This is a genomic window from Corynebacterium sp., assembly GCF_030826625.1.
Lineage (GTDB): Bacteria > Actinomycetota > Actinomycetes > Mycobacteriales > Mycobacteriaceae > Corynebacterium.
Genome location: NZ_JAPJNQ010000028.1, coordinates 1 through 25,578 on the forward strand (window position 1 = coordinate 1; position 25,578 = coordinate 25,578).

Below are 25,578 nucleotides of genomic sequence, written 5' to 3' on the forward strand. Positions count from 1 at the left end.
CGCATCGCCTTCGACCGCCCCGAGGTGCGCAACGCGTTCCGCCCACACACCGTCGACGAGCTCTACCGGGCACTCGACCACGCCCGGCGCAGCCCCGACGTAGGCACGGTGTTGCTGACCGGCAACGGGCCGTCGCCGAAAGATGGCGGTTGGGCCTTCTGCTCCGGCGGTGACCAGCGGATTCGGGGGCGCTCCGGCTACCGTTATGCCACTAGCCATGACTCGGACGTCACCGGTGCCGATGAATCCGGCGTCGATGCCGCACGGGAGAAGGTCGAAGGCGGGCGGCTGCACATCCTGGAAGTCCAGCGGCTGATTCGCACGATGCCGAAGGTAGTCATCGCAGTGGTCAACGGTTGGGCTGCCGGTGGTGGGCATTCGTTGCACGTGGTCTGCGATTTGACGATCGCCTCCCGTCAGCATGCGCGATTCAAACAGACCGACGCCGACGTGGGCAGCTTCGATGCCGGTTATGGTTCGGCGTACCTGGCACAGATGGTGGGGCAGAAAAACGCCCGCGAGATCTTCTTCTTGGGACGGCCTTACGATGCCACGCACATGATGAAGATGGGGGCGGTCAATATCGTCGCCGACCACGCTGAATTGGAAGCCGAGGCCATCCAGGCGGCGCGCGAGATCAACTCCAAGTCGCCGACGGCGCAGCGCATGCTCAAATTCGCTTTCAATCTTGCCGACGACGGCTTGGCCGGCCAGCAGGTCTTTGCCGGTGAAGCCACCCGGCTGGCGTATATGACCGATGAGGCTGTGGAAGGTAAAGAAGCGTTCTTGGAAAAACGCGACCCGAATTGGGAGGAGTTTCCTTATTACTACTAGGTCTCCGGGGGTTGGGGTCGGGGTTGGCCCGGCAACTGGCCCTGGTGTTCGCCCACACCCTGTCCTCACCGCACTTCCGGTCCGGCTCGACGATCCCGGCGCGATTCTCGACGACCTCGAAGCCGCCATCGCAGGCCAAGCGCACTACCTCCCCGTCCCCGCTGACGACCGTGCGCGGGCGCAGCTGCTGTATTCCTCGCAGCGCGTCGGCCAACCCATCGATCCCGACATCGCCCTGGTGGTGCCCACCTCGGGCTCGACGGGCACCCCGAAAGGCGCGCAGCTGACTGCCGCGAACCTGGTGGCTTCGGCCGATGCGACCCACCAGGCGCTCGGCGGACCCGGGCACTGGCTGCTGGCCTTGCCTGCCTATCACATCGCGGGCATCCAAGTGCTGGTGCGCAGCCTAGTCGCCGGGGTCGATCCCGTGTGTCTGGATCTTTCCCATGGCTTTCGCATCCCCGAGTTTGCTGCCGCCGCCGAATACTTAGATCACGCCCGAGACGGGAACCGCCCAGATAGTCGCGAACCCATGTACACGGCGCTGACCCCCATGCAGCTCGATAAAGCCGTCGACACGCTCGAAGGTATCACCGCGCTGCGCCGCTTCGACGCGATCCTCATCGGCGGGGCCGCACTCAACCCACAACTGGCGGAGTCTGCGCGCAAGCTCGGCATCAACCTCGTCACCACCTACGGCAGCGCCGAAACCGCAGGCGGCTGCATCTACGACGGGCTCCCCCTGGCATGCAGCTCCGTCGCAGTGGAATCCGGGCGCATCATGCTCGGCGGGGCCACCATCGCCGCGGGCTACCGTAACCTGCCGGACCATGCGGCCTTTAGCCACCCCGACTGGCCCGGCTGGTTCGCCACCTCCGATGGCGGGCGCATCACCGACGGGCGCTTGGAAGTCACCGGCCGCTTGGATGCCGTCATCACCACCGGGGGTTTGAAGGTGCACCCAGAAGTCATTGAAAACGAGCTCCTGGCCGTTCCCGGGGTCACTGGAGCCTGCGTCGTCGGGGTCGAAGACCGCCGCTTCGGCCAAGCCATCATGGCCGCCTACGAAGGAACCGCCGAGGTGGGCGACATTTTCGATGCGCTCTATGAGCTGCCCCGCTGGCAATTGCCGAAGGAGCTGCTGCATGTCGAGGAACTGCCCCGCACCTCCCTGGGCAAACTGCACCGGGATGGTGTCGCGGAGTTGTTCCGGCGGCGCGGCTAGTCTTTGTCGATAAACCGCAAATGCTTGTCGACGTAACGCTGCCCAGCCACCGGATGGGTCTCCAAGAGATTATCCAGCACCTGGCGATCGTCGTCGGCAAGCTGCAGATGGGCGGCGGCCAGGTTCTCGCGTATGCGCGCCGGGTTAATACTGCCTGGTAATACCAGCATGCCGGCTGGGTGCTGCGCGCCGCGATCCAGCAACCAGGCCAAGGCGAGCTGGGCGGCGGTGGCATCGTAGCGGCGGGCGATTTCTGCAATCCGCTCAGCGTTGCGCTGGTTTTGCGCGAAATTCTGCGGGTGCAGGCGTGGACTGTTGGACTCCGCATTCGGTTCACTCACCTGGCCCGAAAGCATACCCTTCGCTAGTGGGCTGTAGGCGATAAAACCGATGCCTAGCTCGGCACAGGTCGGCAGCACGGATTCCTCCACACCCCGTGACCACAGCGAATATTCGCTCTCGACGGCAGTCACCGGGAACTCGCGGTGGGCCCGGGCGATGGTAGCGGCGGAGGCTTCACACAAACCGAAATGGGCGACCAGGCCTTCATCGACAAGCTCGCCCACTGTGCCGGCTACCTCTTCGATGGGCACCTCCGGGTCAACGCGGTGCTGCATGAACAGATCGAGGCGCTCGACGCCCAGGCGGTGGGCCGATTCCTTGGCGACGCGACGGATGGTCTCCGGGCGGGAATTTAGCTCGCCGGTGGGTTGGCCGTTCTCGATATTCCAGCCGAATTTGGTGGCAATCGTGGGGCCGGCGGCCCGGGCAATGGGCTGGGCATTAGTCTCGGCAAACGCGTCGCCAAGCAACTTCTCGCCGGTATACGGGCCCTGGATCTCGGAGGTGTCGAAGAAATCCACGCCCAATTCGGCGGCGGTGCGCAGCACCTCAATCATTTCCGCGCGGCGGGGCGAATCCGGGTGAGAATGCGGGGTCATGCCGGTGCAGCCCAGCCCAATCGGGAACACGCGTAAGGGCTCAGCTGGGGTAGGTCGCGAGTTACCGAGGGTCACCAGATGGGGTTGCTGTGTCTGTGCTGGATCCGATTGTTGTTCGCTCATACTTGCCAGTCTAGGGCTGTCGTCGCTTAGCCCGCAGTCCCGCGAGGTCGCGAGTTACAGCCCAAAACAGCACGCCAGGGCCCTAGTGCACACCCTCCCCATTGGCGATTGTGAATGCCAATCTCCATAGCGCACAATGAATACATGAGCGCTACAACATATTCGGCCACTCCCCGCGATTGGATCCAGGCGTCCCGCCCGCATACGTGGCCGAATGCGTTCGCACCGGTTTTGGCCGGAACCGGCGCTGCACTGTATCAAAATTCGGGCCAGTTTTTCCCATTCTTGTTGGCGCTGATCGTAGCTTGGGCCTTGGTGATCGGGGTCAATTACGCGAATGATTATTCGGACGGGATTCGCGGCACCGACGACGAACGCACCGGCCCCACCCGATTGACCGCCAGCAAGTTGGCGCGCCCAGCGGCTGTGAAAAAAGCCGCATTCATCTCCTTCGGCGTCGCCGGCGTTGCAGGTCTGATCCTGGCGCTGCTCTCAGCCTGGTGGCTGCTCCTGGTCGGCGCGTTCTGTCTCGCCGGGGCGTGGTTTTATACCGGCGGCAAGCGCCCTTACGGTTACCGGGGGCTCGGCGAGGTCGCGATCTTCATTTTCTTCGGGCTGATCGCCGTGCTGGGAACGGAATACACCCAAGCAGGTGCTGTATCCGAACTCGGCATTGTGCTGGCCATTTCCGTCGGCGCGATGTCCTCGGCGGTGAATCTGACCAACAACATTCGCGATATAGCCACTGACAAACCAGCGGGCAAACGCACCCTGGCGGTGATCCTTGGCGATTCACTCTCCCGCAAGCTCTACACCCTGTTACTCATCGTGCCGTATATCGTGACGTTTTTGGTCGGTGCCTTCGCTTTCCCGGCCACCTGGATCGCGTTTATTTCTGGCTACTGGGCCCTCAAGGCACTGCACCGTGTCAATTCTGGGGCGCGCGGGGTGGAGCTCATCGCCGTGTTGGCACTGACCGGACGCGCAATGGCCCTGTGGTCGGTGCTGATGTTTGCGGCACTGGCACTGGCATAACCTGCAAGCTATAACGGAGTTGATGGCGTCGACAAGCCCACAGGGAGGGCACATATGGCGGGTGTAATCACCGCGTTCACGATCATTTTGTCGATCATCGCGGTCGGCTACAGCCTGTCGAAGTTCGGCATCATCGGCAATGATTCCCAACGACTGGTGCTGAACAAGACTGCCTTTTATGCGGCCACCCCCTGCCTGCTGTTTTCCTCGCTGGCAACTTCCGACCCACAGACCCTATTCTCGCCGGTGCTCGCCGCCGTCGTCGCCTCCAGTTTGCTCACCGGCGCCAGCTACATCATCGCCTCCCGGCTGTTTTTCCCCAAAGACGTACCAACGACCACCATGGGCGCGGCCTCGTCGTTTTATTTCAACTCAGTCAACATTGGGCTGCCCGTCAGCATCTACGTCGTGGGTGAAGCGAGCTGGGTGATTTCCATTCTGATGCTGCAGATGGTGTTTTTCACGCCCTTCATCTTGGCCGCACTCAGCGACGGCCATGGGCGCACCCGCAGCGCCAAAGTCTTCGACGGTATCCGATCAGGCTTCAGCTCTCCCCTGGTACTCGCAGGAATCGGCGGTATGGTCGTCGCCCTCACCGGCCTAGAAATCCCCGAAGTTGTGCTCGAACCCATCTCGATTATCGGCGGCGCATCCATCCCGATGATCCTGATTAGCTTCGGCGCCTCCCTTACGTCGATTCACATTCTCGACGACCCAGCCGATCGCCCTGCCGTCATCACCGCTACCGCCATGAAGCTCGTGCTCATGCCGTTATTTGCCTGGTTAGCTGGCATGGCCTTGGGGCTTTCCAACGAGCACCTCTACGTCGCCGTCATCCTCGCCTGCTTGCCGACGGCGCAAAACGTATACAACTACGCCGCGACCTATCAAAAGGGTTTGGCCGTTACCCGTGACACCGTCTTCTTGACGACGTTCGCTTCTCTGCCCGTCATGGCCGTCGTAGCAGGGATCTTCGGCAGTTAGGGCCCCGGCTAACAACCACCTAGCGACCGGCAGGTCCCGAACAGCTTTTGGGGCTAGCGACCGGCTAACTCCCGATTGACCCAGTCCTTGCGGGCTTTACGCTGTTGAGCCAGTTTGGCGACGGCCTGTGTGGTTTCAATGCGGAGTTTTTTGAAGATCAACATTGACAGTGGCAGCGCCACCAACAGTGCCAAAAGCGCAGACACCACCAGTGGTACTTGGGCTCCGATGAGGACTGCCAGCGCCTGAATCACGATGGTAAGACCCAAGAATAACCCCAAGCGCGCGGCCCCGTACTTCAACATCGCGCGGGTTGCTTGTTTGCGTGTGTGCGGGTCGAGCTGGGGTTCTTCGGCAGGTGCTGAGTTGTGCACAGATTCATCGCGGGAAGCCATATTTGCGTGATCGACGGCGTTCGAGCTGCTGCTGGCTGCAGCGGTACCATTTGGATCGGTACCATCCGGAGTGCCGAGCTGTCTGTCGGCCTGGCTGCCGGTTCGTGCACCATTGTTGTCTGGTTGATTAGTCACGAGATTCATCCTAAAACGCGGCGAACGTGCCGTAAAATAGCTCGTATGGGAAAGCTGATCTTGTTAGCTCTAGTAGTCGCGGCCGCAGTTTTGGTGTGGAAGGCCTTTGGCCCCTCGTCGTGGAAGCAGAATCGCCAAGCGAATTCCGCTGAGCGTCCGGCAATCAAGGGCCCCGATGATGACGAAGAATTCCTGTGGAACATTGAAAAAAATCGTTTTAAGGAACGTCGTCGGCAAGAACAAGAGCAACAGCAACGCAACAGGGGACAACAGCGCCAATCTCGTGATCACCGGGATGCCCACGGCTCGGGTCGATCAAAGGAATCGGGTTCGCCCGACGATTCCGGTAGCCCAGACGATGAGAAAACCGAAGGTCACTAGAACTCCCCCTGCTCCGGTCGCAATCCTGCACTCCCACTCCCAATCCCACTGCCTTCCATTCCCACCGCCCGGCACCAAGATTGAGGAGTACTTAAGGCTAAGTCAGCCCAGCATAGGAGTGCAGACCAGAGACCACCATGTTGATGAAGAAGAAGTTGAAGATCATCGTCGCCAAAGCCACGATATTAATCCATGCCGCGCGCATCGCACGCCAGCCCGCAGTTGCTCGGGCGTGCAGATAGGCGGCATAAAGGATCCAGGAAATCAACGACACGGTTTCTTTCGGGTCCCAGTTCCAGGGCCGTCCCCACGCGGCTTCGGCCCAAATCGCGCCCAGCACGATTCCTAAACCAAGCACCGGTAGCGTCACAATCGCTGACTTATATGCCAGTCCATCGAGCTTCTTCGCGCTTGGCAACGGCTTCACGATTGCTCCAAGGATGCCACCACGTTCCTGACCCTTGGGCTGCCAACGTCGCAATAAATACAACAGCGACGCCATTCCCGAGACCATGCCGACGGCACCGCCTAACACAACGATGCCAACGTGGATCGGCAGCCAGAACGAACGCAGCGCCGGCACCAGAGGCGCAGACTCCGCATACAGCTGAGAACCACCGACGAACATCAAAATGACCACCGGGATCATCAACCACGGCCACAACACACGCCATTCCTGACGTTGACTAATCACGACCGCGGCGACGACCATGGTGAGCAGTGTCAGCATGAGCGAATACTCATACATATTGCCAAACGGAAAACGACCAGTAGCCATACCGCGCGTGAGCACGGTACCAGCATGGATGATAATCCCCAGCCAGATGAGAGTCTGCGCCATTCCCGACCACTTGCGGGCACCGGCTTCCAGTTCCGCAAGCGACTTGCCGGGCTTGTCGACGTCCTTGACCCCGGTGGCTTCGCTGCCACCGTCGGCAAGCGAATCGCGTGCGGTAGGCCCCGAACTCGCAGGTTGTTCTAGCTCCTGCCCTGCTCGTGTTTGGGAGCTTGCAGCAGTCGCCATCTCCAGCTCAGCATGAGCTTTATCAAATTCGATGCCAGCTTGTTCATTGGCCTGCGCCGCGGAGTTCTCACGCTGGCGACGCGCATCGATTACGCCCTGTACCTTCACATAAAAAACAAGGCCGATGATTAGCGCGATCGCGTAAATGACAAACGATGTCCGAAACATCAGGTCCGAGAAGTTGGACAACGTGTGATCTGCAAGCATCAATTCACAATTTCCTATCGTGATGTCGACGTTTCCGGTCTGCCGCCCGCGTGCTTGCAGGCAGTGTTGGCTGTGCCAACCGCACGGGTTGACCAGCACAAAAACTCAGGAAACACTTCCGTCTCAAGTTACCGCAGACCAGCCCTATGCCTCAACTAATGATAGGGCCGACATAATACTTTCGGTTGATTACTGTGGTTGATTACTGCGGTTGATTAGACCTAATCCCGGGAATACAGCTCGTCTTCTTCTACATCTTCTGGATCGGGCAAACCGAACAGCTCGCGGTAGATCTTATCCAGCTCTTCTCCCCATCCCGCGCGGTCGGTGCGGGCCAAACCAGCCATCTCAATACCAGTGGTGCCGTCACCATTGTCGGTGAAACGCACCCAGATCCGGCGACGCTTGATCACCAGCGAACCGACCAGCGAGGCCAACATCACGATCGTCGCGAGCAAAACCCAGCGCTGAAACGGATCATGCGAAATCTGGTAGTTCGCAAACTCCGAGGCCCCGTCGAAGGTGAGCTCGGTGCCGTCGTCAAGAGTGATTGACTCTCCCACTTCCAAGTTCACTCGTTCCAGCTTCTGCAACTGGCCACTGTGGATCAAGGTCTGGTCCAGATCAAAAATCGACTGCGCGATACCCGTGTCCAAGCCCGCATCGCCGCGGTACACATCGATGGCTACTGCCGGGTCCCGCATCTCCGGGAACGACGACGTCAACAGCTCACCAGTTTCACCTTGCCAGTCAGCCGTGGGCGCGAACAGGCCCTGCAGCGCAATCTGGTTCTGGCGGCGCTCATACAAATCCGGATACATACCCGCAGGTGGGTCAAAACGCATCGCACCCGAAGACAAGAAGTTCACCAAATCGTCCGGACGGAACTGCAGAGTCTGCGTGCGGGACTCTCCATTCGGCCATTTCACCGTGAACGTCGGGGCAAACCCATGGCCCTGCAGATACACGCGATCATTGTTCAACCGCAGCGGTTCGTTCACGCGCAACTGGTAATCCTGCCAGGTCTCCGGATCCGAGAAAATATCATCACCGCTGGCATAGGAAACATCCGAACTAAACATTTCAGCCTGGCCGCTCGGCAAATAATCAGCCTGGAAATTGTGAGCAATAAAGCAGAAAGGGTTCAGCCCTGTGCCGTCGAAAAGCGGGCCAGCGCGGAACGAATCGTAACTAGACACCGAAGCATTACAGAACTCCGTCGACTGGTCGACCTGGACCGCATCGTCATAGCTGCCCGACTCAGTCACGATGATGACCTGGCCTTCGTAGTACACCATGCGGCCAGCAGCCACTGTGATCAAAATGGCGACCAGCGAAATATGGAACAAAAGGTTCGCCAGCTCGCGACCATAGCCGCGCTCCGCAGAAATCGAGGCCTTGCCCGCGCGGTCATCCTCGGCACTGAATTCCGCGATCCGCCACCGGCGCAACAACCCCAAGGTTTCGGTGCGGGCGTCGGCAAGCGGTTTATCCAGTTGCCCGGTGTGGTGGTGCGGCATCCGGTGCAGGTAGCGCGGGGCACGAGTCGGGCGCGCCTTCCACGCCTTGTAGTGGTCAACGCTGCGGGGAATAATGCAACCAACCAACGACGCGGCCAGCAACGTGAAAATTGCAATGAACCACGAGGACTGAAAGACGTCGAAAAGCTGCAACGCATCGTATACCTCGGCGAGCTTGCCGTTATTCTCGATGTACTCGTTGACGTTTTCCTCATTGAGCGAACGCTGCGGCAACAACGCACCCGGCACCGCCGCGATAGCCAGCAGAAACAGCAACACCAAAGCCGTGCGCATACTCGTCAGCCAGTGCCAGGCCTTTTTCAGCCAGAGCCAGGGCAGCCAGGTTTTGCGCGTTTGCTGCACTGCCTGTGCTGCCTGCGCTGTCTGCGTCGTCGACTGCGCTGGTTGTTCTGGTTGCGCTGTTTGGTGCACGGTGGGGCTCCTTACTGCGTTGGGGCGGGATCAGAGTGTGGGCCTAAAGCGTGGGATCAAGGGCCGGGACAGGACAACCGGGGGAACACCGGGATGGGACTGCAGGGGCCGGAGCCCGGTAGCTAAATCAAGGTCGTGCCATAATCGACGGTCCATTGCCTGATGTAGTTGATGAATTCCGCCCACAAGCCGGTAGCAAGAGCGAGGCCAACGAGGATCATCAGCACGCCACCAATGATCTGGATGGTGCGCGAATTCTTGCGCAACCAGTCGATTGAGCGCATCGCCTTTGCTGAGCCAAGCGCAAACAACACAAACGGCAAGCCCAAACCCAAACAATAACCGATGATCATGATGGCACCACGGGCGGCGGTACTACCTTCAGTGCCTGCAGAAATCGAAATAATTGCCGCCAGCGTCGGGCCCAGACACGGGGTCCATCCCAGCGCGAACACGCCACCCAGCAGTGGTGCGCCTGCCCAAGTGCTCCATTTCTTCGGCTGCGCGCGAGTATCCCGCTGCAGGAATTTCACGCCGCCCAAAAACACCACGCCCATCAGGATCGTGACGACACCGCCGACTCGCTGCAGCGTTTCCGCATTGGCATTAATAGCGCTCAAGGCACCAAAAACGGACACGGTTGCCAGCAGAAAAACCGCTGTGAATCCGGCGATAAACAGCAGCGAAGCCCCAACGACGGCCCACTGGCGGCGCTTGGCGACGCGGACGCCGAACTTCTCATCTGCTTCCACCGATCCCCCGGCCACACCCGCAAGGTACGAGATATAGCCCGGCACCAGCGGGACGACGCACGGGGAGGCGAAAGACACCAGGCCAGCCAGGGCCGCGGCGAGCACTCCAAGGATCAGCGGACCGCTGGCGGCGGCATCGGCGAAAGTGGAGGCAGACGAGGCTGCGGCAGAAACATTAGCCGCGGCAGTGATGTTGCTGGCCTCGGCAGTGATGTTGCTGGCCTCGGCTGCTGTGGCGAAAATATTCATTAGCTCCATGAGGATGAACGCCAGCTAGCTTTCGTCGAGAAGCGGCAAAGCTGCATCCAGAATGTCCTGGTCAGTGACCTCTCGCAGGAAAACCGCTGCCGGTCGGTGTTGCTTGTCCAGGATGATCGTCGTCGGCACCACCGAAGTTGGAATACCACCCATGGCTGCCGCGGAACGGAACGGCGGATCATAAATCGACGGGTAGCTCACGCCATTGTCTTTAACGAAATCCTGGGAGATGGTTTGGTTGTAATCGCGGACATTGATGCCCAAAACGGTACCACCAGACTCGGCGAGTTTTTCGTGCGCTCGCTGCAAGTCATCAACCTCCGCGCGACACGGGGCACACCATTGGCCCCAGGAGTTCAAAACGACGACTTCGCCTGCGAAATCTTCCAGAGCCAACGTCTCGCCTTCAGCCATCAGGGACGGGCCACGCAAGTTCGCAATCGGCTGGCGTTCAGATTCTTCATAAAAAATCTCAGTCTGGCCACCTGGGGTGTGGAATTCGAAGGTTCCCCCCACATCCGATACGGCATTCTTATTGGCTTCTTCCGACGCGCATGCCGCCAGCGTCAATGGCAATGCACCTGCCAATAGGACAGCGGCAGCGATCCTGGCTGGATTCTGCGCGCGAACCGCAATACGGCGGGAATTGGTGCGCGAGACTGCCTGGGCACGTCGGAATGGTCCAAAAGTCGTATTCATAGTGTCCCTAGTATCGCCTACCACGGCAGCTGAGCCAAGTCGGCAATCGGGCTCGGCCTAAATCTCGCGAGCCGGCGTCGAATATCGAATATCAATGATGTCATCGCCACTGAAAATCAAGCTAGTAACCGACGCCAAATCGCACTGGCGATTCCACGGGGCGTGCGCCAAAGCCTGACCGCGGACGGTACGCTGCACCATCACGATCGGCAACTGATGCGAAACCACAATTGCCTCGTGGCCTTCTGCTTTCCGACGAAGATCATGCACCGCCCCCATCATCCGGTCGGCGATATCAACGAACGGCTCGCCCCAGGACGGCTCAAGCGGGTTATACATCTTTGGCCACCGGATCGGGTTCCACAATTGCGAGCGCAACCCCTTGGTGCGCAGGCCTTCGAAATCGTTACCCGATTCGATAACCTCTGGGCATTCAGCGATGTCAAGGCCAGTAACTTTCGAAATCGGCTGTGCGGTTTGCTGTGCACGCAACAATGGAGATGCAGCCAAATATGCAACATCATGACCAGCGAAAGATTGCGCAGTCCGGGCAGCCATTGAATGGCCACGCGAGGACAAATGATAGCCGGGGATGCGACCATAAAGAATCTTGCCCGGGTTAAAGACCTCGCCGTGACGCACCAAGTGAACAATGGTGACCGGAATTTCTGAGCTTCGCTGGCTCGCTTGATTGCTCTGGTTATGCGGGCTCACGGGCATGGCAAGTCTCCTTTTCCCTTCAGGGTTCTTTTACTAATCGCTACAGTAGCGGCGATCAGTGCAGTCTCGACAGTCAGCACTAATTTGCAGCTGGAGCCTGCGCCTTCGCCGCCGCCTTCGCCGCCGGTGCCAAAGCTTTTTCTAGAATCTCGAAATCATCGTCGCCCAAGGCATCGCTCACGAACCAAGTCTCGAAAGCCGACGGCGGGACCACCACACCATTGTCCAATAGCGCGTGGAAAAACGGGCCGAACCGGAAGGTATCGGCAGCTTGCATGTCAGCGAAGTTGCGACCCTGACCTTCAGCGAAACGAACCGACAACATGGTGCCCGCCCGCTGAATATTGTGCGCGACGCCTTCGGCCGCGAGCGCCCGGGAAATCATATCGCTGAGTTTGTCCGCGTGCGCACCGATCCGCTGGTACAGGGATTCGTCGGCAAGCTGCAGCGACTTCGTGCCTGCCGCAACCGCAACCGGGTTTCCGGACAACGTACCTGCCTGGTAAACCGGACCTTCCGGAGCAAGATGCGCCATAATTTCCCGTCGGCCTCCAAAAGCCGCAGCAGGCAGGCCACCAGAAATGACCTTGCCGAAGGTCACCAAATCACCGGCAACCCCATCGATGCCGTACCAGCCCTTGTATGAGGTGCGAAAGCCGGTCATAACTTCATCGAGAATCAGCAGTGCGCCATGTTCATGAGCCAAGTCCTTCAACGCCTGGTTAAACCCATCGTCCGGGGCGACGGTGCCCATGTTGCCGGCGGCTGCCTCGGCGATCACGGCCGCGATCTCACCGTCGTTTTCTGCGAATGCCTGCCGCACAGCATCCAAGTCGTTGTACGGTACGACGATGGTTTCCGAAGCCTGCGCCTTGGTCACTCCCGGCGAGTCAGGGCTGGACGACGTCAACACGCCCGAACCTGCAGAAGCCAGCAAGGCATCCACGTGGCCGTGGTAACAGCCCTGGAACTTGATGATTTTGCTCTTGCCCGTAAACCCACGCGCCAGCCGCACCGCGGTCATGGTGGCTTCGGTGCCAGAGTTGACCAGGCGGACCTTATCGACGGCCGTGCGCTGGGCGATTAATTCAGCTAATTCCACCTCACCGGTGGTTGGGGTGCCAAAGCCCAAGCCTTTTTCAGCGGCTCGGGTGACCGCCTCGACGATTTCCGGGTGCGCATTTCCGTGAATTCCCGGACCATAGGAACACAGCAAGTCGACGTATTCGTTGCCATCGACGTCAAACAGCCGCGAACCCTTGCCGTGGTCGATAAACCGCGCGGTGCCACCAACCGCATCAAAGGTACGGGCCGGGGAATTCACCCCACCCGGCGTGATGTTTACGGCGCGACGGAACCACTCCTGCGAACGTGCCTGGTTCTCGCCTGCCCCATTGGTGGCAGTGTTGCCTTTGCCGCCGTGGTTGTTATGCTCGCCGTTTTTATGCGCATGATTGTTGTGCTGAGTCATAGCGCCTATTCTACGGGCTTGTCGACGGGCAGCTAGACGAGGGCTTTCGCCCTAAGCGGTAGAAATTGTGGCGAGGTCTGCGGAGGATCAGTCAGCGAGTTGCTGCGCCAACTCTCGAGCTGTACGGCGCGCATGCGCGATCACTGATGGCACTCCCACCCCGTCAGCCCACGCACCGGTTGCAGCGATGCGGTCTGCGTCGGCAAGCGCCTGCTCAGCCCGGCGCACGGTATCAGTGTGGGTGTGGTCGTAGCGCGGCAAACCACCGAACCACCGCTGCGTATAGATCTCCTCAACACCGGCGGCCCGGCCATCAAAGCCAGTCACCGCAGCGAGATCGTCTAGCGCGTAGTCGACGAGTTCGTCTTCCGAAGCCCGAGTAATGGCATCTTCCCCAAATCGACCGAAACTAGCTCGCACGATTGTGCCGCGTTCGGCAAGGTGTGGCCACTTGCGCGAAGACAAAGTAAACGCTTTCGCAGTGATGCCGGGTTGATCGGCCGCCACAAGAATCCCGGAGTGCTCAGGTAGTGCATGGCCTTCCGGATCCACATCGGTGGCAAAACGCAACCCCACGACGGCTGAACTTGCCAATTTGATAGAGCTCAAGTGTTGGGCTGCCTGGGCAGCTGCACCAGGTAGCGACTTGAGGATCCGCGAAGCCATAGGCGCCGGCGTCGCGACCAGGACGGCGTCGTAAAGCGTATCGTCGACGCCCATTCCGGTCAGCCGGTAACGAACCTCGGATGCCTCACCCGGTTTAACGGCCGCTTGAGCTCCAGGCTCCGCACTAGAGTTCTGAACCATTACTTCCTGGATTCCGGTGACGAAAGTTTCCAAATAGATTTCGGCCTCGGCGGCCTCAGCTAGGCGCTCGTACAAGGTGGCATAGCCATTGCGGAACGTGCCGAAAACGGGAGCGGGTGCTGCATCCTTAGAATCTGTAGCGCGGGCATGACTAGCTGTAGCGCGGGCATGACTAGCTGTAGCTCGCGAATTGCTGCTAGCGGTCACCTTGCCGACGGCTGCACTCAGCGTCACCGGTTGGCCCTCACGCACTAGCTCATCCAAGGCTGCAGCTAACGCAGGAACCGTAGCGCGCACCCCAAGATCATCTGCCCCGCAGGAATACACCCCGCCCAATAAGGCAGAGACGCACCGGTCAGCAACCTCATCACCATAACGCGCGCGCACCAACGCACCCAGATTCTGATCACCGCCGATCTCCCAAGCTATGGATTCACGATGGGCTTCTTCATTAATGACCGCAACGGTTTCCGGGCTCACCACCCCTACGACGTCCTCGCCCGTCGCTGGAATACCCATGACGCCCTTAGTCGGCAATGGCTGAGTTTGGCCCCGCGAGTACAGCAACGGGCGCAGGCCAGACGGATAAACAATTTCGTTGGCGAGCCCCAGCTCTGCGAAAAACTCGTGCGCATCGGGCCGGCGCGCGAGAAATGCCTCCGCCCCCATGTCAACCGGTCCGCCGTCGAACGGCACCGTGTGCAACTTGCCACCGATACGTTCCGAACCTTCCCAGACATCGATATCAGCTTGCGGTAGTTCCTGGCGCAACTGATAAGCAGCGGTCAAACCGGCGAGTCCGGCTCCGATGATGGCGCAACGGGGCATGAAAATCACTCCGAAAAATCAGTTTGGGGGCTAGTACTTTAGGGCTCGTACTTTGGGGATCGGATACACAGTAGCGGTCACTTGACCGCGGAGGTCGTGGAAAGTACCAACCGTCGTCGGTGTGGGCCTTTCTTAATGCTAGAGCTGAGTTCTAACTTGTCGACGGCGCGACGACCTCACCCGTTGCAGTATCATGAATCAACTCAACCGCGCGGGTGATATCTTCCGGGGCAGTGTTAGGCAAAACGCCATGCCCCAAATTGAAAATGTGGCCTGTGGCTTGCCCAGCTTTGACGGCCGCTGCAGCTTCTGCCTTAATCCGGGAAATCTCACGCGACATGGCCTGCTCACCACTGAACAAAATGGCTGGATCCAAATTTCCCTGCACAACACGTGGGCCAACGGCTCGGTCAATTCGCCCAGCAGCAACATCCAGTGGAACACGCCAATCAACACCCATGACTTCCGAACCAGCCTCGCTCATGGCTCCGAGCAGCTCACCGGTACCAACACCGAAATGAATACGCGGAATCTCACCGCCCACAGAATCTAGGATGCGCTGGGAGTATGGGAGAACAAATTCACGATAATCACGCTCGGTGAGATACCCTGCCCACGAATCAAACAACTGCATGGCATCGATACCAGCGTTGATCTGGCTGCGTAAAAAACCGATTACCGTCGGGGTGATCTTCTCCATGAGCAAATGCCAGGTATCCGGGTCCGAGTGCATCAGCGATTTCGTGCGCTCATGGTTTTTCGAAGGCCCACCTTCGACGAGGTAGCTCGCCAAGGTAAACGGAGCGCCGACAAAACCGATAAGCGCCTGCGCATCAGTCAGTTCCTCCAGGATCAAACCAATGCCTTCGCTGACCTCAGTGATCTCGTCGTCAAGCACGGGTAAGTTCCGCACGTCTTGAGGGCTGCGCACAGCCTGGGCCATGACTGGACCACGACCGGGAACAATTTCGACGTCGATACCGGCGGCCTTCAGCGGGATCACAATGTCGGAAAACAAAATCGCCGCGTCCACATCGTGGCGACGAACCGGCTGCATCGTGATCTCCGCCAACATGTCCGGTTTAAAGCAGGCATCCAACATACTGGTGCCTTCTCGGAGTTTGCGGTACTCCGGAAGGCTCCGACCGGCCTGGCGCATAAACCACACCGGGGTGCGACTTGGGGTACGGCCGTAGGCGGCTTCAAGGAAAGGGGCGTTGTTCAAGCTCCGACGCGTCATGGGTTCCATTATCCACTAGGTCGCGACCTAGAACGAATCCAGCCTGCTCAGACATAAATAGCCGAAGCCTGAGCGGCTGAGGTTCCGCGCGTAATTCCGACAACAGGTGCCTTTGGCAAGTTGCCAAAAGGCTTGGTCTGTTGCTGATTGTTGGCTACTGGCGCTGGAGCTTGAGGTGGCCCTGAAGCTGAACTCGCAGCCCGACTGGAATAGTTCGAAACCGTACGTCGAGCTGGCGTCTGCAAACCGCTACATTCGTCCAGCGGATCCCAATTGCATTCCAGCCACATGGCAACCGTGAATCCGTGTCGTCCGTAGCGTTATTGCGCGCATGGCAACCATGTGAATCCGTGTCGTCCCTAGCAATACTGTAGCCGTAGCTGCAGCCTTAGCCTTTGTCCTTAACGTTAGCTTTGGAAGCCTTGTTTTTAGCCTTAGCTTTAGAAGCCCTAGCCTTGGATTGCGACCCGCTTTGAGGATTCTGGTCTTTCGCGCGGCGCTCAGCCTGCTTTTTGGCTTGTTTTTCTTTTTTCTGCTGCAGGCGACGCTCTTGTTCCGCTCGTAATTCTTGTTCCAGCTGCCGCATCTTCTCCAGCTCGCCGGTATAGTCGAGAGTCTCGTTGCGCCCACCGAAAATTAATGTCAAAGCCGAAGCGACGCCAACCAAGACCTGCAAATTGCCATCGATGATGTAAAAGGCTTCCGGAATATCAGAAAGCGGGTTTCCGGAGGTACCAAAAATGAGCACCAATCGGAACGTAAAATACAGCCCGAAGAAAAACAACATCCGGCGTGCCAGCCCGGCCCTCTTGTGCTTCGCATTTACTAGATAAAGCATCGTCGCCAAGAGCCCCAACAATAACAGTGAGATGAGGCCCATCAACACGATGGAGCCATAAACACCGAAATTGAGCAGGCCGTCGCTAATCGCTTGACCGCTTTCTTCAATGCTGCGAGCAGCACGTGCCTGTAGTTCCGAGGGATCCCACAGAGCCAAGGAAATATTGAGGATTTGGTGAACAAACTCCACGGCCAAAATAAATATCCAGAGCCAGACATAAATGTGCACTGATTCTGGGCGCTCGCCGAACTTCGGAGTAGTACCATTGTGCGGCTTGTTTTTTGGCTGATTTTTCGGGCTGTTTTTCGGAGAATTTGCGCCATTACCAAGCCCAACAGAGCCAGGCCCAACAGAGCCAGGCCCAGCGGAACTGCCGGGCTGAACCTGCTGATGGGAACTACTCGACACAGCCGGCGTATTGCCCCGTGAAGAGTCCTTTGCGGAGTTGACTGAACGCTGCGAATTCACCATAGAGTGCACCTTATACACAATGCGTTTCGAGTGCACAGTTGCAGAGACACTACAACCGCTGGCGGGACGGACAGCCAACCCGCTGCTTCTAATTGTCCCGGGGAATTTCTAGCGCTGGTTCAACAACTTCGCTGCGTCTGTAGCGAAATAGGTCAGAATCTGATTCGCCCCAGCGCGTTTAATGCTGAGCAGCGATTCCATCATGACTGCATCACGATCGACCCATCCGTTGTTTCCAGCCGCCTGAATCATCGCGTATTCACCGGAAACCTGGTAAGCCGCCACCGGCACTGGGGAAAATTCCGCGACCTCGCTGATGATATCCAGGTAGGCCAAGGCAGGTTTCACCATCACGAAATCCGCGCCTTCATCGATATCCAATTGCACTTCCAACAACGATTCGCGGCGGTTCGCCGGATCTTGCTGGTACGTACGGCGATCACCTTGCAACGACGACCCCACTGCTTCGCGGAAGGGACCAAAAAATGCAGATGCATACTTTGCCGAATACGCCATGATGGCGACGTCCTGGAATCCAGCTGAATCCAAGCCCTCTCGGATCGCAGCAACTTGGCCATCCATCATTCCCGACGGCGAAACCATGTGTGCACCTGCAGCGGCTTGGCTGACTGCCATTTCAACGTAGCGGTCGACGGTGGCGTCGTTGAGAACACCTCCATCGGCATCGAGCAACCCACAGTGGCCATGACTGGTGAATTCATCGAGGCAGGTATCAGCCATGATCAATAGCTCATCGCCAAATTCCTTGCGCAAGTGCTTGATCCCGCGGTTAAGGATTCCGTTTTCATCCCATGCTTGGGAGCCGGTTTCGTCTTTGTCTGCGGGCAGCGGCACACCGAAAAGGTCGACGCAGCGCACCCCCTGTTCGAGAGCCTGTTCGGCAGCACGTGACAAGGAATCAAAAGTGTGCTGGTAAACGCCAGGCATCGACGAGATCGGGTTTGGTTGTTCCAGCCCATCAGCGATGAACATCGGCAAGATGAAATCCGCAGGTCGTAGGTGCGTTTCTGCCGTTAATTCGCGCAATGCTGGGCTGGTGCGAAGGCGACGAGGGCGCCGAGACAATGGGTAATCCACTTTGGGGACCGTCCTAAACTTCTGAGTTGTACTAGTCGTAGATTTTCTAGGCCCGCGTGGCCAGCGAGGCTTCCGCTTGCCCGGCAGTGCCTGCCGCTTGGTTTGTGTCGGCTGTACCAGTGCCTGATTTCATCGCTTTTCGACGGGTGCGACGCTTCTTCCGCGGTGCCGGGAGGTTACCGGTCGCGCGCAAGTGAGCAACATGATCAGCCAATGCGTCAATCAAATGTGGCACATCGGCGACCTCAGGAACTACGTCGACACGCAACCCCATTTCTTCGGCAGCGGCTTTCGCCATCGGCCCAATGCAGGCAATGATCGTACGCTGGTGTGGTTTACCTGCAATGCCGACGAGGTTGCGCACCGTCGACCCGGAAGTAAACGCCACCGCGTCGAAAGCTCCGGTCTTGATCATGTCGCGAGTTTCGGCTGACGGCGGTGCCGCACGAACGGTCCGGTAGGCAACAACATCGTCGACTTCCCAGCCCAACTTTTGCAGGCCTTCGACCAGTGCATCGCCAGCGATATCTGCCCGTGGCAGCAGCACACGCCCGACGGCATCGATGTCTTCAACGAAAGGCGGGAACGACTCCACCAAGCCCAAGGCATTTTGCGCATCCGCCTTCGGCAAAGCTTCGGGCACCATGCCTTTTTCGCGGATAGCAGCAGCAGTTTTGCCACCGACGGCAGCCAAATGCACGCCGGCGAAATCGCGAGCATCCAGACCCAACTCGGCAATCTTATCCCACACGACTTTCACCGCATTCACGCTAGTGAACACGACCCACTTATAGCGGCCCTCGACGATGCCTTTGATCGCACGGTCCATCTGGGCGGGGTTGCGCGGCGGCTCAACGGAAATTGTTGGCACCAACTGTGGGATCGCACCATAAGATGCGAGTTGCGCTGACATTGGCCCAGCTTGTTCTTTGGTGCGAGGCACCAGGACTCGCCAACCGTACAGGGGGCGGTTCTCCCACCAGGAATACTTCGAGCGATCATCGAAGCTGCGTCCCAGGGTGACAACAAGCGTGCCGTCGAGCTCAGCATTCAGTTTGCCCAGCGTTTCCAGGGTCGCTTCGTAGGTGCGCTGCAGCCTCGTCGTACCATTGACTGTGACAAAAGCAGGTGTGTCGACGCTCATCCCACGTGCAGTGAGTTCATCGGCGATCGTTGGCAGGTCAGCAGCCAGTGCCTGCAACACGATCGGCTGGGTGGCAACCGAGAGCTGATCCCAGTCCACCTCACCGTCTGTCATGTCCGCTTCGGTATAGGTAGAACCCAAAGCGATACCAGCAAATGAAGGCACCGTCGACGGCAAGGACATGCCCGGCACAACCTGGAATTCCATTCCAGCACCACCCACTGCAGAAATTTCCGCCAAAATAGCCTCGCGGTTTAGCGGATTACCAGCGACCAAACGAATGACGTCGCTACCATCGGCCTCGGCTAAGGCCGAGCGCAGCTGGCTCACGATCTGCTCAGATCCGGAGAATTCTCGCACATCCGCGGCCGTGGGAGCAGCCGGGCGGGGTGGCTTCCGTCGCGCGCCCTGGGCTTTCGCCTCGGCGCACATTCGAGCATATTCTTGCTCTGCAGCGTCCAGTTTTTCTTGCGGCACCGGCAGCGCCGAGCCAACGACTTCGCGTACGCCGGTGTGCACCTGCGAGTCTGTGACCGCAATGGCGTTGTACGCGAGCACTTCCCTAGCGCGAACTGTCAACAGGTCCGGGTTGCCGGGTCCGGCGCCGACGAACACCACTTTGCCTTGGTGTGCGACGGAGGGGGCGTTACTCATAAAGACCTTTTCTACGCGCGGTCACGGACAGGAAACAAAAAATAAACCACGACGAAGCGCCGTCACCTGTGGTTTTGCCCTTAAGCAGACCCAAACCAAAGACGGCACAATATCGTGTGCTATTACCAGCTTAAAGTAGACGGTGGAAAACTAAAAAACAAACGAATTAATCAGAATTCACTGAAAACGCACTGAGCCGCCCCTAGAGCTGCCAACTGCCCGTACTGCCAAACTAGCTCCGAGCAGGACAACCCCGATCAAAACAGTCCACCGCTAGCTCTAATCCTCGCCCAACAACCCCGCTGCACCGTCGGCAAGCAAAGCCTGCGAGATTTCTTCCCCCACTGCGATGGGATCAGTGCCGCTGGCCGTAGCAACCAAACGCCGCGTCCCATCCAACGCGAAAACTCCGCCGTGAGCCGTGATGATGCCGGTTTCCGCGTCATAGGTGGAATAAGCAGCAACCGGAGCAGTGCACCCAGCCTCCAAACGGTTGAGAATAACTCGCTCCGCGAACGCGCAATCACGATCCATCACGCTGGTCAGCTTGTCAACGACTTCAACCACCGAGGCATCATTCGCCCGCATCTCAACGGCCAATGCTCCTTGTGCGGGTGCTGGCATCACCTCATCAACCGCGAAAACTTGGGTAGCTTTGTCCTCGTAACCGTTGCGCACCAGACCTGCATAAGCCAAAACCACGGCATCGAGTTCACCGGCAGCAATCTTGCCCATCCGAGTTTCGATGTTTCCGCGCAGCGGCCGAATATCCAGATCGGGGCGCAACGACAACAACTGCGAAATTCGCCGCGGCGCCGACGTACCCACCCGGGCACCTTCGGGCAACTGATCGAGGGTCAGACCATCGCGGGCGATGAGGGCCTCACGGTTATCGGCCCGCTGCGGGACCACCAAGTGAAAACGCTCGTCGGCAGCCGTCGGCAAGTCCTTAAATGAGTGCACTGCAACATCGCACTGTCCGGCATGCAGCGCTTCCCGCAACTTCTGCGTGAAAACTCCAACCCCGATGCGCTCCACCGGAGCCATATTGACATCGCCCTCGGTTTTCACGATCTTCAGCTCAGCATCGGCACCTTCTGCGATTATCCAGTCTCGAACATGTCCGGCCTGCGTGGTGGCCAGCTTTGAACCTCGAGTACCAATTTGCAACATTTTCTACTCCTTAGGTCTGTTTCGGCCTTTAAGATTGATTCGGCGATGAATTCGGTCCCGTGGTTTCGCCGGCTATTTTCTCGGAGAATTGATCGGCGCTGAGATGGTTGTTGTTTCCCATGGCGATGACATCCTGCGGCAACGGCAATTCTTTTGCATCCACAGACACGGAGCTACCGTCAATCTCGAGCCCAAACAGATCCTGCAACGCCGTTTCGTGGCTGACGGCTCCCGACTCGGCGGCAAGTTTCTTCGCACGAACGGTGGGCTCATGCAAAAGCTTGTCGACGGCGCGCCTGATCGCGATCTGCACCTGCGCAAAATCATCTTCTGCCATCTGGGGCCTGCGCTGCCGCAATCGGGCCATCTCACATTCGATGACGCCTGCGGCGTGCTTACGTAGCGCGGACACTGCAGGCACGACCTCACGAACGCGCTGTTCTGAGGCAAAAGTTTGCAGCTCTTCGCGCACAATCCGTTTCGCATCCTGATGCCCAATCGTGGTGTCTTCTTCACTCTGGGCGGTCAGCGATTGATGCAAGCGCTCAATATTCACCAAATCAACGCCGGGCAATTCCGCAGTGTCATCGGCAATATCCCGCGGCAACGACAAGTCGATTAACACCACGTGCTCACGACGCTCCTCCGGGATGGAAGCCCGATCCACGGTGTAGTTATCGGCACCAGTTGCTGAAACAATGATGTCAACCTCGCCGAATGCCCGAAAACGATCTTCAAAGTTGACCGCCTCTGCCTGCACTCCAGCTTGATGAGCATGATCAACCAAATTATCGGCGCGCTCTCGAGTACGATTCGCGACAATAATCTTGTCGACGCCTAGCCGCCCCAAGTGAGTAGCAGCCAACGATGCCATCGCGCCAGCTCCCAGCACAAGTGCAGTGCGGCCAATGAGCAACGGTTCGTCGCCTGGCTGTGCCTGCTGCATCCAGGCGCCTCGAGCCCAGGCGCCTCGAGCGGTATGAGGATCATTAGCCGTCGACAGATCCATGTATTGCAGCGCTTCGTTCAACGCGACTGTCACCATAGAAGCCCCGGCTTCATCAATATCAGTCTCAGTGTGGACACGTTTCCCCGCACGCAACGCAGACTGCGCCAGGGAATGCAGAGTTTTACCCGCCGTATTCGCTGCCACCGCGCGTTGGTAAGCCTGGCGAACCTGGCCAATGATTTGTTGCTCGCCGACCACCATCGAATCAAGTCCCGAGGCAACAACCATCATGTGCTCGGCAGCTGCATCGGCATAGCGAACATAGAGATAGCTACGGAGCTCGTCAATATCAATCTCCGAAACGTTGTGCAGCACTTGCACCACGTCCTGCACACCCGAATGGAAAGAATTGGTGACGCAGTACACTTCGAGACGATTGCACGTCGAAATGATCATCGCCTCAGACAACGACGAGGTCGCGACAAGCGCAGCGGCAGTGTCCTCGCGTTGCATGCCATCTACGCTCAGTCGCTCCAACAAGGCAACTGGAGCCGAACGATGGGACATTCCCACGACGAGCACGCTCACATTTTCCTCCGTTATCTCAGATCTAACGTCTTATCTTCAATCTGGCTCCGGTTGGATTCGCGCGGGCGGGGGCACGAGCAGCACGAGACAGAGTCAACGCCAAGCACCGTGACATCGCCGGGGCTGTCGCCGACGCATCCAACTGGTGTTTATAGTCCAACCATCTGGTCTAGCAATGGTATCAACCAAAAGGATAGTCCCCAGCGTCCTTGATGACAGAATCCTGAGGGTTGCAATGCAAAAGCTGCAAGCTCTCAGGGCGTGTGATGCTAGTCGTCCGCTCCCGGATAATCTCCCACACAGGTTAGTGCCGGAGCGCATCCGCCAATTCATCATTATCGACTTCCCAGCACGCAAACTCCTCGTCGTCGATGACGACGACCGGTACACGGTCACCAAATTCCATCGCCAGCTCTGGATCTTCATCTACATTGCGAACAATCAACTGCGCTCGGGCGGCTTCAATCACCGGCACGATTTGCTCACGAACCCGGACACAGGAACCACAATTGGTGCGCACCATGAGTTCGACAAGGTGACGGTTGGCGTGGCCAGGGCTGCCCGAATCTGCACTTGGGGTATCCGGGTGCTCCCGTCGTGAAGCATCATCCATATTCTGCACTCACCTTCCACAATTGTTTCGCTATCGCTCGGCACAGATTTCACTAGTGCTCGGCACCGATTTCACTAGAGCTCGGCACGGATTCACATCCGGCCTGGAAGACGTGGTCACGACCTCCACTAGGCCTTAGTCGCTGCTGGTCACGACCTCCACTGGGTCAGGATCTCCGTTGGGTCGCGACCTCCACTGGGGCAGGCCCTCCACGAAGTCACGACCTGCAGCAGGGCTATAGCCATTTTAGGGCCTCATCTTAAACAGAACGGATTAAACAGAACAGATTAAACAGAACGGAAACCCTCGCATGGCCGATCAACAGCCGCCCCAGGGCCGCCCCAGGGATAGTTCTCTGAGGCCTCCCGCTAGTCCAGCGCAGAGTTAACAGCGTGTTCGCCACGAACGGGTAGAGTCTAGTGCGTGAGTTTCTTGTCTGATTCTGATGGTGGCGGTTTGAACTCGGCCGAGGATTTTTTAGCTGAGTGGTCCGCGAGTCGCGGTAATCTACGGCGATTTTTGGAAAACAAAGTGATGCCGCCTCTAGACGAAGCGCACCAACAAGAAGCCGGCGAAGCCGCTGCCGCCAACGCGATTAGTGAAAATTTCGGAATCGAGCTCCCCGAATTTGATTCAGGAGTCGCATCGGTCTCTGGATCAGTGGAAGCCGCGGGCAGTTTCAAACTCACCCAACCCGATCCCGAGATCCCACAAGATACTGGGGCAGCGGCGTTCTTCGACGTCGATAACACGCTGATCCAAGGATCATCATTAGTCGTCTTAGCCATGGGGCTTGCCCGTAAGCGTTTTTTCCGGTTGCGCGATATCCTGCCAATCGCGTGGAAACAGATTAAATACCGGGTGACAGGCTCGGAAAATATTTCTGACGTAGCCGAAGGCCGCGAACTGGCGTTGGAATTCATCAAAGGCCGAACCGTCGAAGAACTCAACGATATTTGCCAAGAAATCGTCGACTCGCGCGTCGCCGACAAAGCGTATCCAGCGACCCGCGAATTGGCCAATAAACATCTCGCTGCCGGACAGCAAGTGTGGTTGGTGACGGCTACACCGGTGCAGTTAGCCCAGATTTTGGCGCAACGGTTCGGGTTCACGGGCGCACTCGGAACGGTCCCTGAGGTGAAAGAAGGCAAATTCACTGGCCGTCTGGTTGGCGATATTTTGCATGGACCAGGCAAAAAGCATGCAGTCGCTGCCCTAGCGGCGCTTGAAAAGCTCGATCTGGAGCGGTGTACGGCCTATTCGGATTCGATCAACGACATCCCGATGTTAACGATGGTAGGTAATGCGGTGGCGATCAACCCGGATCGTCCGCTGCGTAAAGAAGCAGAAGCGCGTGGTTGGCAAATCAACGACTATCGTTCGCTCCGCAAAGCAGTACGCTCGTTCGGCATTCCTGCCCTGGTGACAGCTCTGTTCTCCTATGGTGCCTACGGCGGTTGGAAGATCTGGGGCTCGTCAAAATCCTAAACTGCCGATCCTAACCCCGACGTGCTGCCGAAATAGATCCAAGCCAGCATCATTTGAGCCCCGCAGCAAGACCACATCATGCTTGCCGACGCAACCCAGACTTCACCAGGCTGTGAATAACTTAAGTTATCCACAAATCTGTGCATCCCCGTCGGCAGTGTGATGCACGCCCTCGGTTCTGGATTTAGCGTGATGCTTATGACTCATGCCAACATCTCTTTCAGCTCCCCGACCAGCTCATCTACCTATCCCTCTAACGAAAAACAATCGCGTTACTCATCCGCACCCGGGCAGACATCTGCCCGCACAGATACGCGCGAACATCGGCCTACTCGCCCGCCATATCTGCACAATCAAAAACGCGCCGATGCTTGGCAACGTGTCGCAGATATTGCTTCTATCATGGCGAAATTGGGATCCGAATTAGCAGAAATCTCTGATGAGCTGGCCCGATCCAAGAGCAAACACCTAGATCATTACTCCACGATTGCTGAGGCCTTACAGCACCTTGCGCAGGCTTCTTCGTACCGTAGGTCCAGCGACGTTGC

General features: G+C 58.2%; 23 protein-coding genes. 7 read left to right on the forward strand and 16 right to left on the reverse strand.

The window, feature by feature from the left end; translation table 11 throughout:
* Both RCH87_RS04960 and menE read left to right on the forward strand, forming a co-directional pair.
* Positions 1 to 834 (forward strand): 1,4-dihydroxy-2-naphthoyl-CoA synthase (locus RCH87_RS04960; RefSeq protein ID WP_306515624.1); only part of this gene is annotated, 834 nt, incomplete at its 5' end.
* Complete coding sequence (gene menE / locus RCH87_RS04965) at positions 758 to 2,059, forward strand: o-succinylbenzoate--CoA ligase (RefSeq protein WP_306515625.1); 1,302 nt, start codon at positions 758 to 760, stop codon at positions 2,057 to 2,059. The genes RCH87_RS04960 and menE, both read left to right, overlap by 77 nt.
* Here the strand turns inward: menE and RCH87_RS04970 are convergent.
* Complete coding sequence (locus RCH87_RS04970; RefSeq protein ID WP_306515626.1) at positions 2,056 to 3,123, reverse strand: aldo/keto reductase; 1,068 nt, start codon at positions 3,121 to 3,123, stop codon at positions 2,056 to 2,058. The two genes, menE and RCH87_RS04970, sit on opposite strands and share 4 nt — an antisense overlap.
* A 144-nt stretch (positions 3,124 to 3,267) precedes the next feature.
* Here RCH87_RS04970 and RCH87_RS04975 point away from each other — a divergent pair, with 144 nt between their 5' ends.
* Together RCH87_RS04975 and RCH87_RS04980 are read left to right on the forward strand one after the other, a co-directional pair.
* Entirely contained in the window at positions 3,268 to 4,158 is an 891-nt protein-coding gene (locus RCH87_RS04975; protein WP_306515627.1) for a 1,4-dihydroxy-2-naphthoate polyprenyltransferase, read from the forward strand.
* 54 nt (positions 4,159 to 4,212) lie between these two features.
* Positions 4,213 to 5,142 (forward strand): AEC family transporter, encoded by a 930-nt coding sequence (locus RCH87_RS04980; RefSeq protein WP_306515628.1) that lies wholly within the window; start codon positions 4,213 to 4,215, stop codon positions 5,140 to 5,142.
* Between the two features lie 53 nt (positions 5,143 to 5,195).
* Here the strand turns inward: RCH87_RS04980 and RCH87_RS04985 are convergent, their stop codons facing one another.
* Positions 5,196 to 5,672: a DUF4229 domain-containing protein gene (locus tag RCH87_RS04985; RefSeq protein WP_306515629.1), complete on the reverse strand. Its 477-nt coding sequence runs from the start codon at positions 5,670 to 5,672 to the stop codon at positions 5,196 to 5,198.
* A gap of 45 nt (positions 5,673 to 5,717) precedes the next feature.
* Here RCH87_RS04985 and RCH87_RS04990 point away from each other — a divergent pair, with 45 nt between their 5' ends.
* Complete coding sequence (locus RCH87_RS04990) at positions 5,718 to 6,053, forward strand: hypothetical protein (RefSeq protein ID WP_306515630.1); 336 nt, start codon at positions 5,718 to 5,720, stop codon at positions 6,051 to 6,053.
* 97 nt (positions 6,054 to 6,150) lie between these two features.
* On the opposite strand, the gene ccsB is transcribed toward RCH87_RS04990, so the two are convergent.
* The 14 genes from ccsB to RCH87_RS05060 all read right to left on the reverse strand — a co-directional run bounded on the left by ccsB (position 6,151) and on the right by RCH87_RS05060 (position 23,452).
* Entirely contained in the window at positions 6,151 to 7,284 is a 1,134-nt protein-coding gene (gene ccsB, locus RCH87_RS04995) for a c-type cytochrome biogenesis protein CcsB (RefSeq protein ID WP_306515631.1), read from the reverse strand.
* A 221-nt stretch (positions 7,285 to 7,505) separates the two neighbouring features.
* Positions 7,506 to 9,098, reverse strand: a complete 1,593-nt coding sequence (locus RCH87_RS05000) for a cytochrome c biogenesis protein ResB (RefSeq protein WP_306515643.1) — start codon at positions 9,096 to 9,098, stop codon at positions 7,506 to 7,508.
* Positions 9,099 to 9,358: 260 nt separating this feature from the next.
* Complete coding sequence (locus RCH87_RS05005; protein ID WP_306515632.1) at positions 9,359 to 10,237, reverse strand: cytochrome c biogenesis CcdA family protein; 879 nt, start codon at positions 10,235 to 10,237, stop codon at positions 9,359 to 9,361.
* Between the two features lie 24 nt (positions 10,238 to 10,261).
* Positions 10,262 to 10,945 (reverse strand): TlpA disulfide reductase family protein, encoded by a 684-nt coding sequence (locus RCH87_RS05010; RefSeq protein WP_306515633.1) that lies wholly within the window; start codon positions 10,943 to 10,945, stop codon positions 10,262 to 10,264.
* A 57-nt stretch (positions 10,946 to 11,002) separates the two neighbouring features.
* Positions 11,003 to 11,611: a histidine phosphatase family protein gene (locus RCH87_RS05015; RefSeq protein WP_306515644.1), complete on the reverse strand. Its 609-nt coding sequence runs from the start codon at positions 11,609 to 11,611 to the stop codon at positions 11,003 to 11,005.
* Positions 11,612 to 11,744: 133 nt separating this feature from the next.
* Complete coding sequence (gene hemL / locus RCH87_RS05020; protein WP_306515634.1) at positions 11,745 to 13,136, reverse strand: glutamate-1-semialdehyde 2,1-aminomutase; 1,392 nt, start codon at positions 13,134 to 13,136, stop codon at positions 11,745 to 11,747.
* Positions 13,137 to 13,223: 87 nt separating this feature from the next.
* Positions 13,224 to 14,771, reverse strand: coding sequence for a protoporphyrinogen oxidase (hemG, locus tag RCH87_RS05025; protein ID WP_306515635.1), 1,548 nt, complete (start codon positions 14,769 to 14,771; stop codon positions 13,224 to 13,226).
* A 151-nt stretch (positions 14,772 to 14,922) separates the two neighbouring features.
* Complete coding sequence (gene hemE, locus RCH87_RS05030) at positions 14,923 to 16,011, reverse strand: uroporphyrinogen decarboxylase (protein ID WP_306515636.1); 1,089 nt, start codon at positions 16,009 to 16,011, stop codon at positions 14,923 to 14,925.
* Positions 16,012 to 16,399: 388 nt separating this feature from the next.
* Positions 16,400 to 17,323, reverse strand: coding sequence for a hypothetical protein (locus tag RCH87_RS05035; RefSeq protein ID WP_306515637.1), 924 nt, complete (start codon positions 17,321 to 17,323; stop codon positions 16,400 to 16,402).
* A 108-nt stretch (positions 17,324 to 17,431) separates the two neighbouring features.
* Positions 17,432 to 18,421, reverse strand: a complete 990-nt coding sequence (hemB, locus tag RCH87_RS05040; protein WP_306515638.1) for a porphobilinogen synthase — start codon at positions 18,419 to 18,421, stop codon at positions 17,432 to 17,434.
* Between the two features lie 46 nt (positions 18,422 to 18,467).
* Positions 18,468 to 20,219, reverse strand: a complete 1,752-nt coding sequence (locus tag RCH87_RS05045; RefSeq protein WP_306515639.1) for a uroporphyrinogen-III synthase — start codon at positions 20,217 to 20,219, stop codon at positions 18,468 to 18,470.
* 279 nt (positions 20,220 to 20,498) lie between these two features.
* Positions 20,499 to 21,392 (reverse strand): hydroxymethylbilane synthase, encoded by an 894-nt coding sequence (hemC, locus tag RCH87_RS05050; protein WP_306515640.1) that lies wholly within the window; start codon positions 21,390 to 21,392, stop codon positions 20,499 to 20,501.
* Positions 21,393 to 21,420: 28 nt separating this feature from the next.
* Positions 21,421 to 22,929 (reverse strand): glutamyl-tRNA reductase, encoded by a 1,509-nt coding sequence (locus tag RCH87_RS05055; protein WP_306515641.1) that lies wholly within the window; start codon positions 22,927 to 22,929, stop codon positions 21,421 to 21,423.
* Between the two features lie 304 nt (positions 22,930 to 23,233).
* Entirely contained in the window at positions 23,234 to 23,452 is a 219-nt protein-coding gene (locus tag RCH87_RS05060; protein ID WP_306515645.1) for a glutaredoxin family protein, read from the reverse strand.
* A 624-nt stretch (positions 23,453 to 24,076) separates the two neighbouring features.
* Between RCH87_RS05060 and RCH87_RS05065 the strand changes: the two genes are divergently transcribed.
* The gene (locus RCH87_RS05065; protein ID WP_373690924.1) at positions 24,077 to 25,030 is read left to right on the forward strand and encodes an HAD family hydrolase; all 954 of its coding nucleotides are present in this window, start codon (positions 24,077 to 24,079) and stop codon (positions 25,028 to 25,030) included.
* A gap of 198 nt (positions 25,031 to 25,228) precedes the next feature.
* Positions 25,229 to 25,578: hypothetical protein (locus tag RCH87_RS05070; protein WP_306515642.1), on the forward strand; the 350-nt coding region annotated here is incomplete at its 3' end.

What these genes read in the sequence shown, in the direction of transcription:
- hemC (WP_306515640.1), bottom strand. Translation starts at nt 21,392, where the DNA reads ATGTTGCAAATTGGTACTCGAGGTTCAAAGCTGGCCACCACGCAGGCC.
- RCH87_RS05045 (WP_306515639.1), bottom strand. Translation starts at nt 20,219, where the DNA reads ATGAGTAACGCCCCCTCCGTCGCACACCAAGGCAAAGTGGTGTTCGTC.
- RCH87_RS05005 (WP_306515632.1), bottom strand. Translation starts at nt 10,237, where the DNA reads ATGAATATTTTCGCCACAGCAGCCGAGGCCAGCAACATCACTGCCGAG.
- RCH87_RS05035 (WP_306515637.1), bottom strand. Translation starts at nt 17,323, where the DNA reads ATGGTGAATTCGCAGCGTTCAGTCAACTCCGCAAAGGACTCTTCACGG.
- RCH87_RS05060 (WP_306515645.1), bottom strand. Translation starts at nt 23,452, where the DNA reads ATGGTGCGCACCAATTGTGGTTCCTGTGTCCGGGTTCGTGAGCAAATC.
- RCH87_RS04975 (WP_306515627.1), top strand. Translation starts at nt 3,268, where the DNA reads ATGAGCGCTACAACATATTCGGCCACTCCCCGCGATTGGATCCAGGCG.
- RCH87_RS04980 (WP_306515628.1), top strand. Translation starts at nt 4,213, where the DNA reads ATGGCGGGTGTAATCACCGCGTTCACGATCATTTTGTCGATCATCGCG.
- RCH87_RS05010 (WP_306515633.1), bottom strand. Translation starts at nt 10,945, where the DNA reads ATGAATACGACTTTTGGACCATTCCGACGTGCCCAGGCAGTCTCGCGC.
- hemE (WP_306515636.1), bottom strand. Translation starts at nt 16,011, where the DNA reads ATGACGCGTCGGAGCTTGAACAACGCCCCTTTCCTTGAAGCCGCCTAC.
- RCH87_RS05000 (WP_306515643.1), bottom strand. Translation starts at nt 9,098, where the DNA reads ATGCGCACGGCTTTGGTGTTGCTGTTTCTGCTGGCTATCGCGGCGGTG.
- RCH87_RS05065 (WP_373690924.1), top strand. Translation starts at nt 24,077, where the DNA reads ATGCCGCCTCTAGACGAAGCGCACCAACAAGAAGCCGGCGAAGCCGCT.
- hemL (WP_306515634.1), bottom strand. Translation starts at nt 13,136, where the DNA reads ATGACTCAGCACAACAATCATGCGCATAAAAACGGCGAGCATAACAAC.
- RCH87_RS04970 (WP_306515626.1), bottom strand. Translation starts at nt 3,123, where the DNA reads ATGAGCGAACAACAATCGGATCCAGCACAGACACAGCAACCCCATCTG.
- RCH87_RS04990 (WP_306515630.1), top strand. Translation starts at nt 5,718, where the DNA reads ATGGGAAAGCTGATCTTGTTAGCTCTAGTAGTCGCGGCCGCAGTTTTG.
- menE (WP_306515625.1), top strand. Translation starts at nt 758, where the DNA reads ATGAGGCTGTGGAAGGTAAAGAAGCGTTCTTGGAAAAACGCGACCCGA.
- ccsB (WP_306515631.1), bottom strand. Translation starts at nt 7,284, where the DNA reads ATGCTTGCAGATCACACGTTGTCCAACTTCTCGGACCTGATGTTTCGG.
- hemG (WP_306515635.1), bottom strand. Translation starts at nt 14,771, where the DNA reads ATGCCCCGTTGCGCCATCATCGGAGCCGGACTCGCCGGTTTGACCGCT.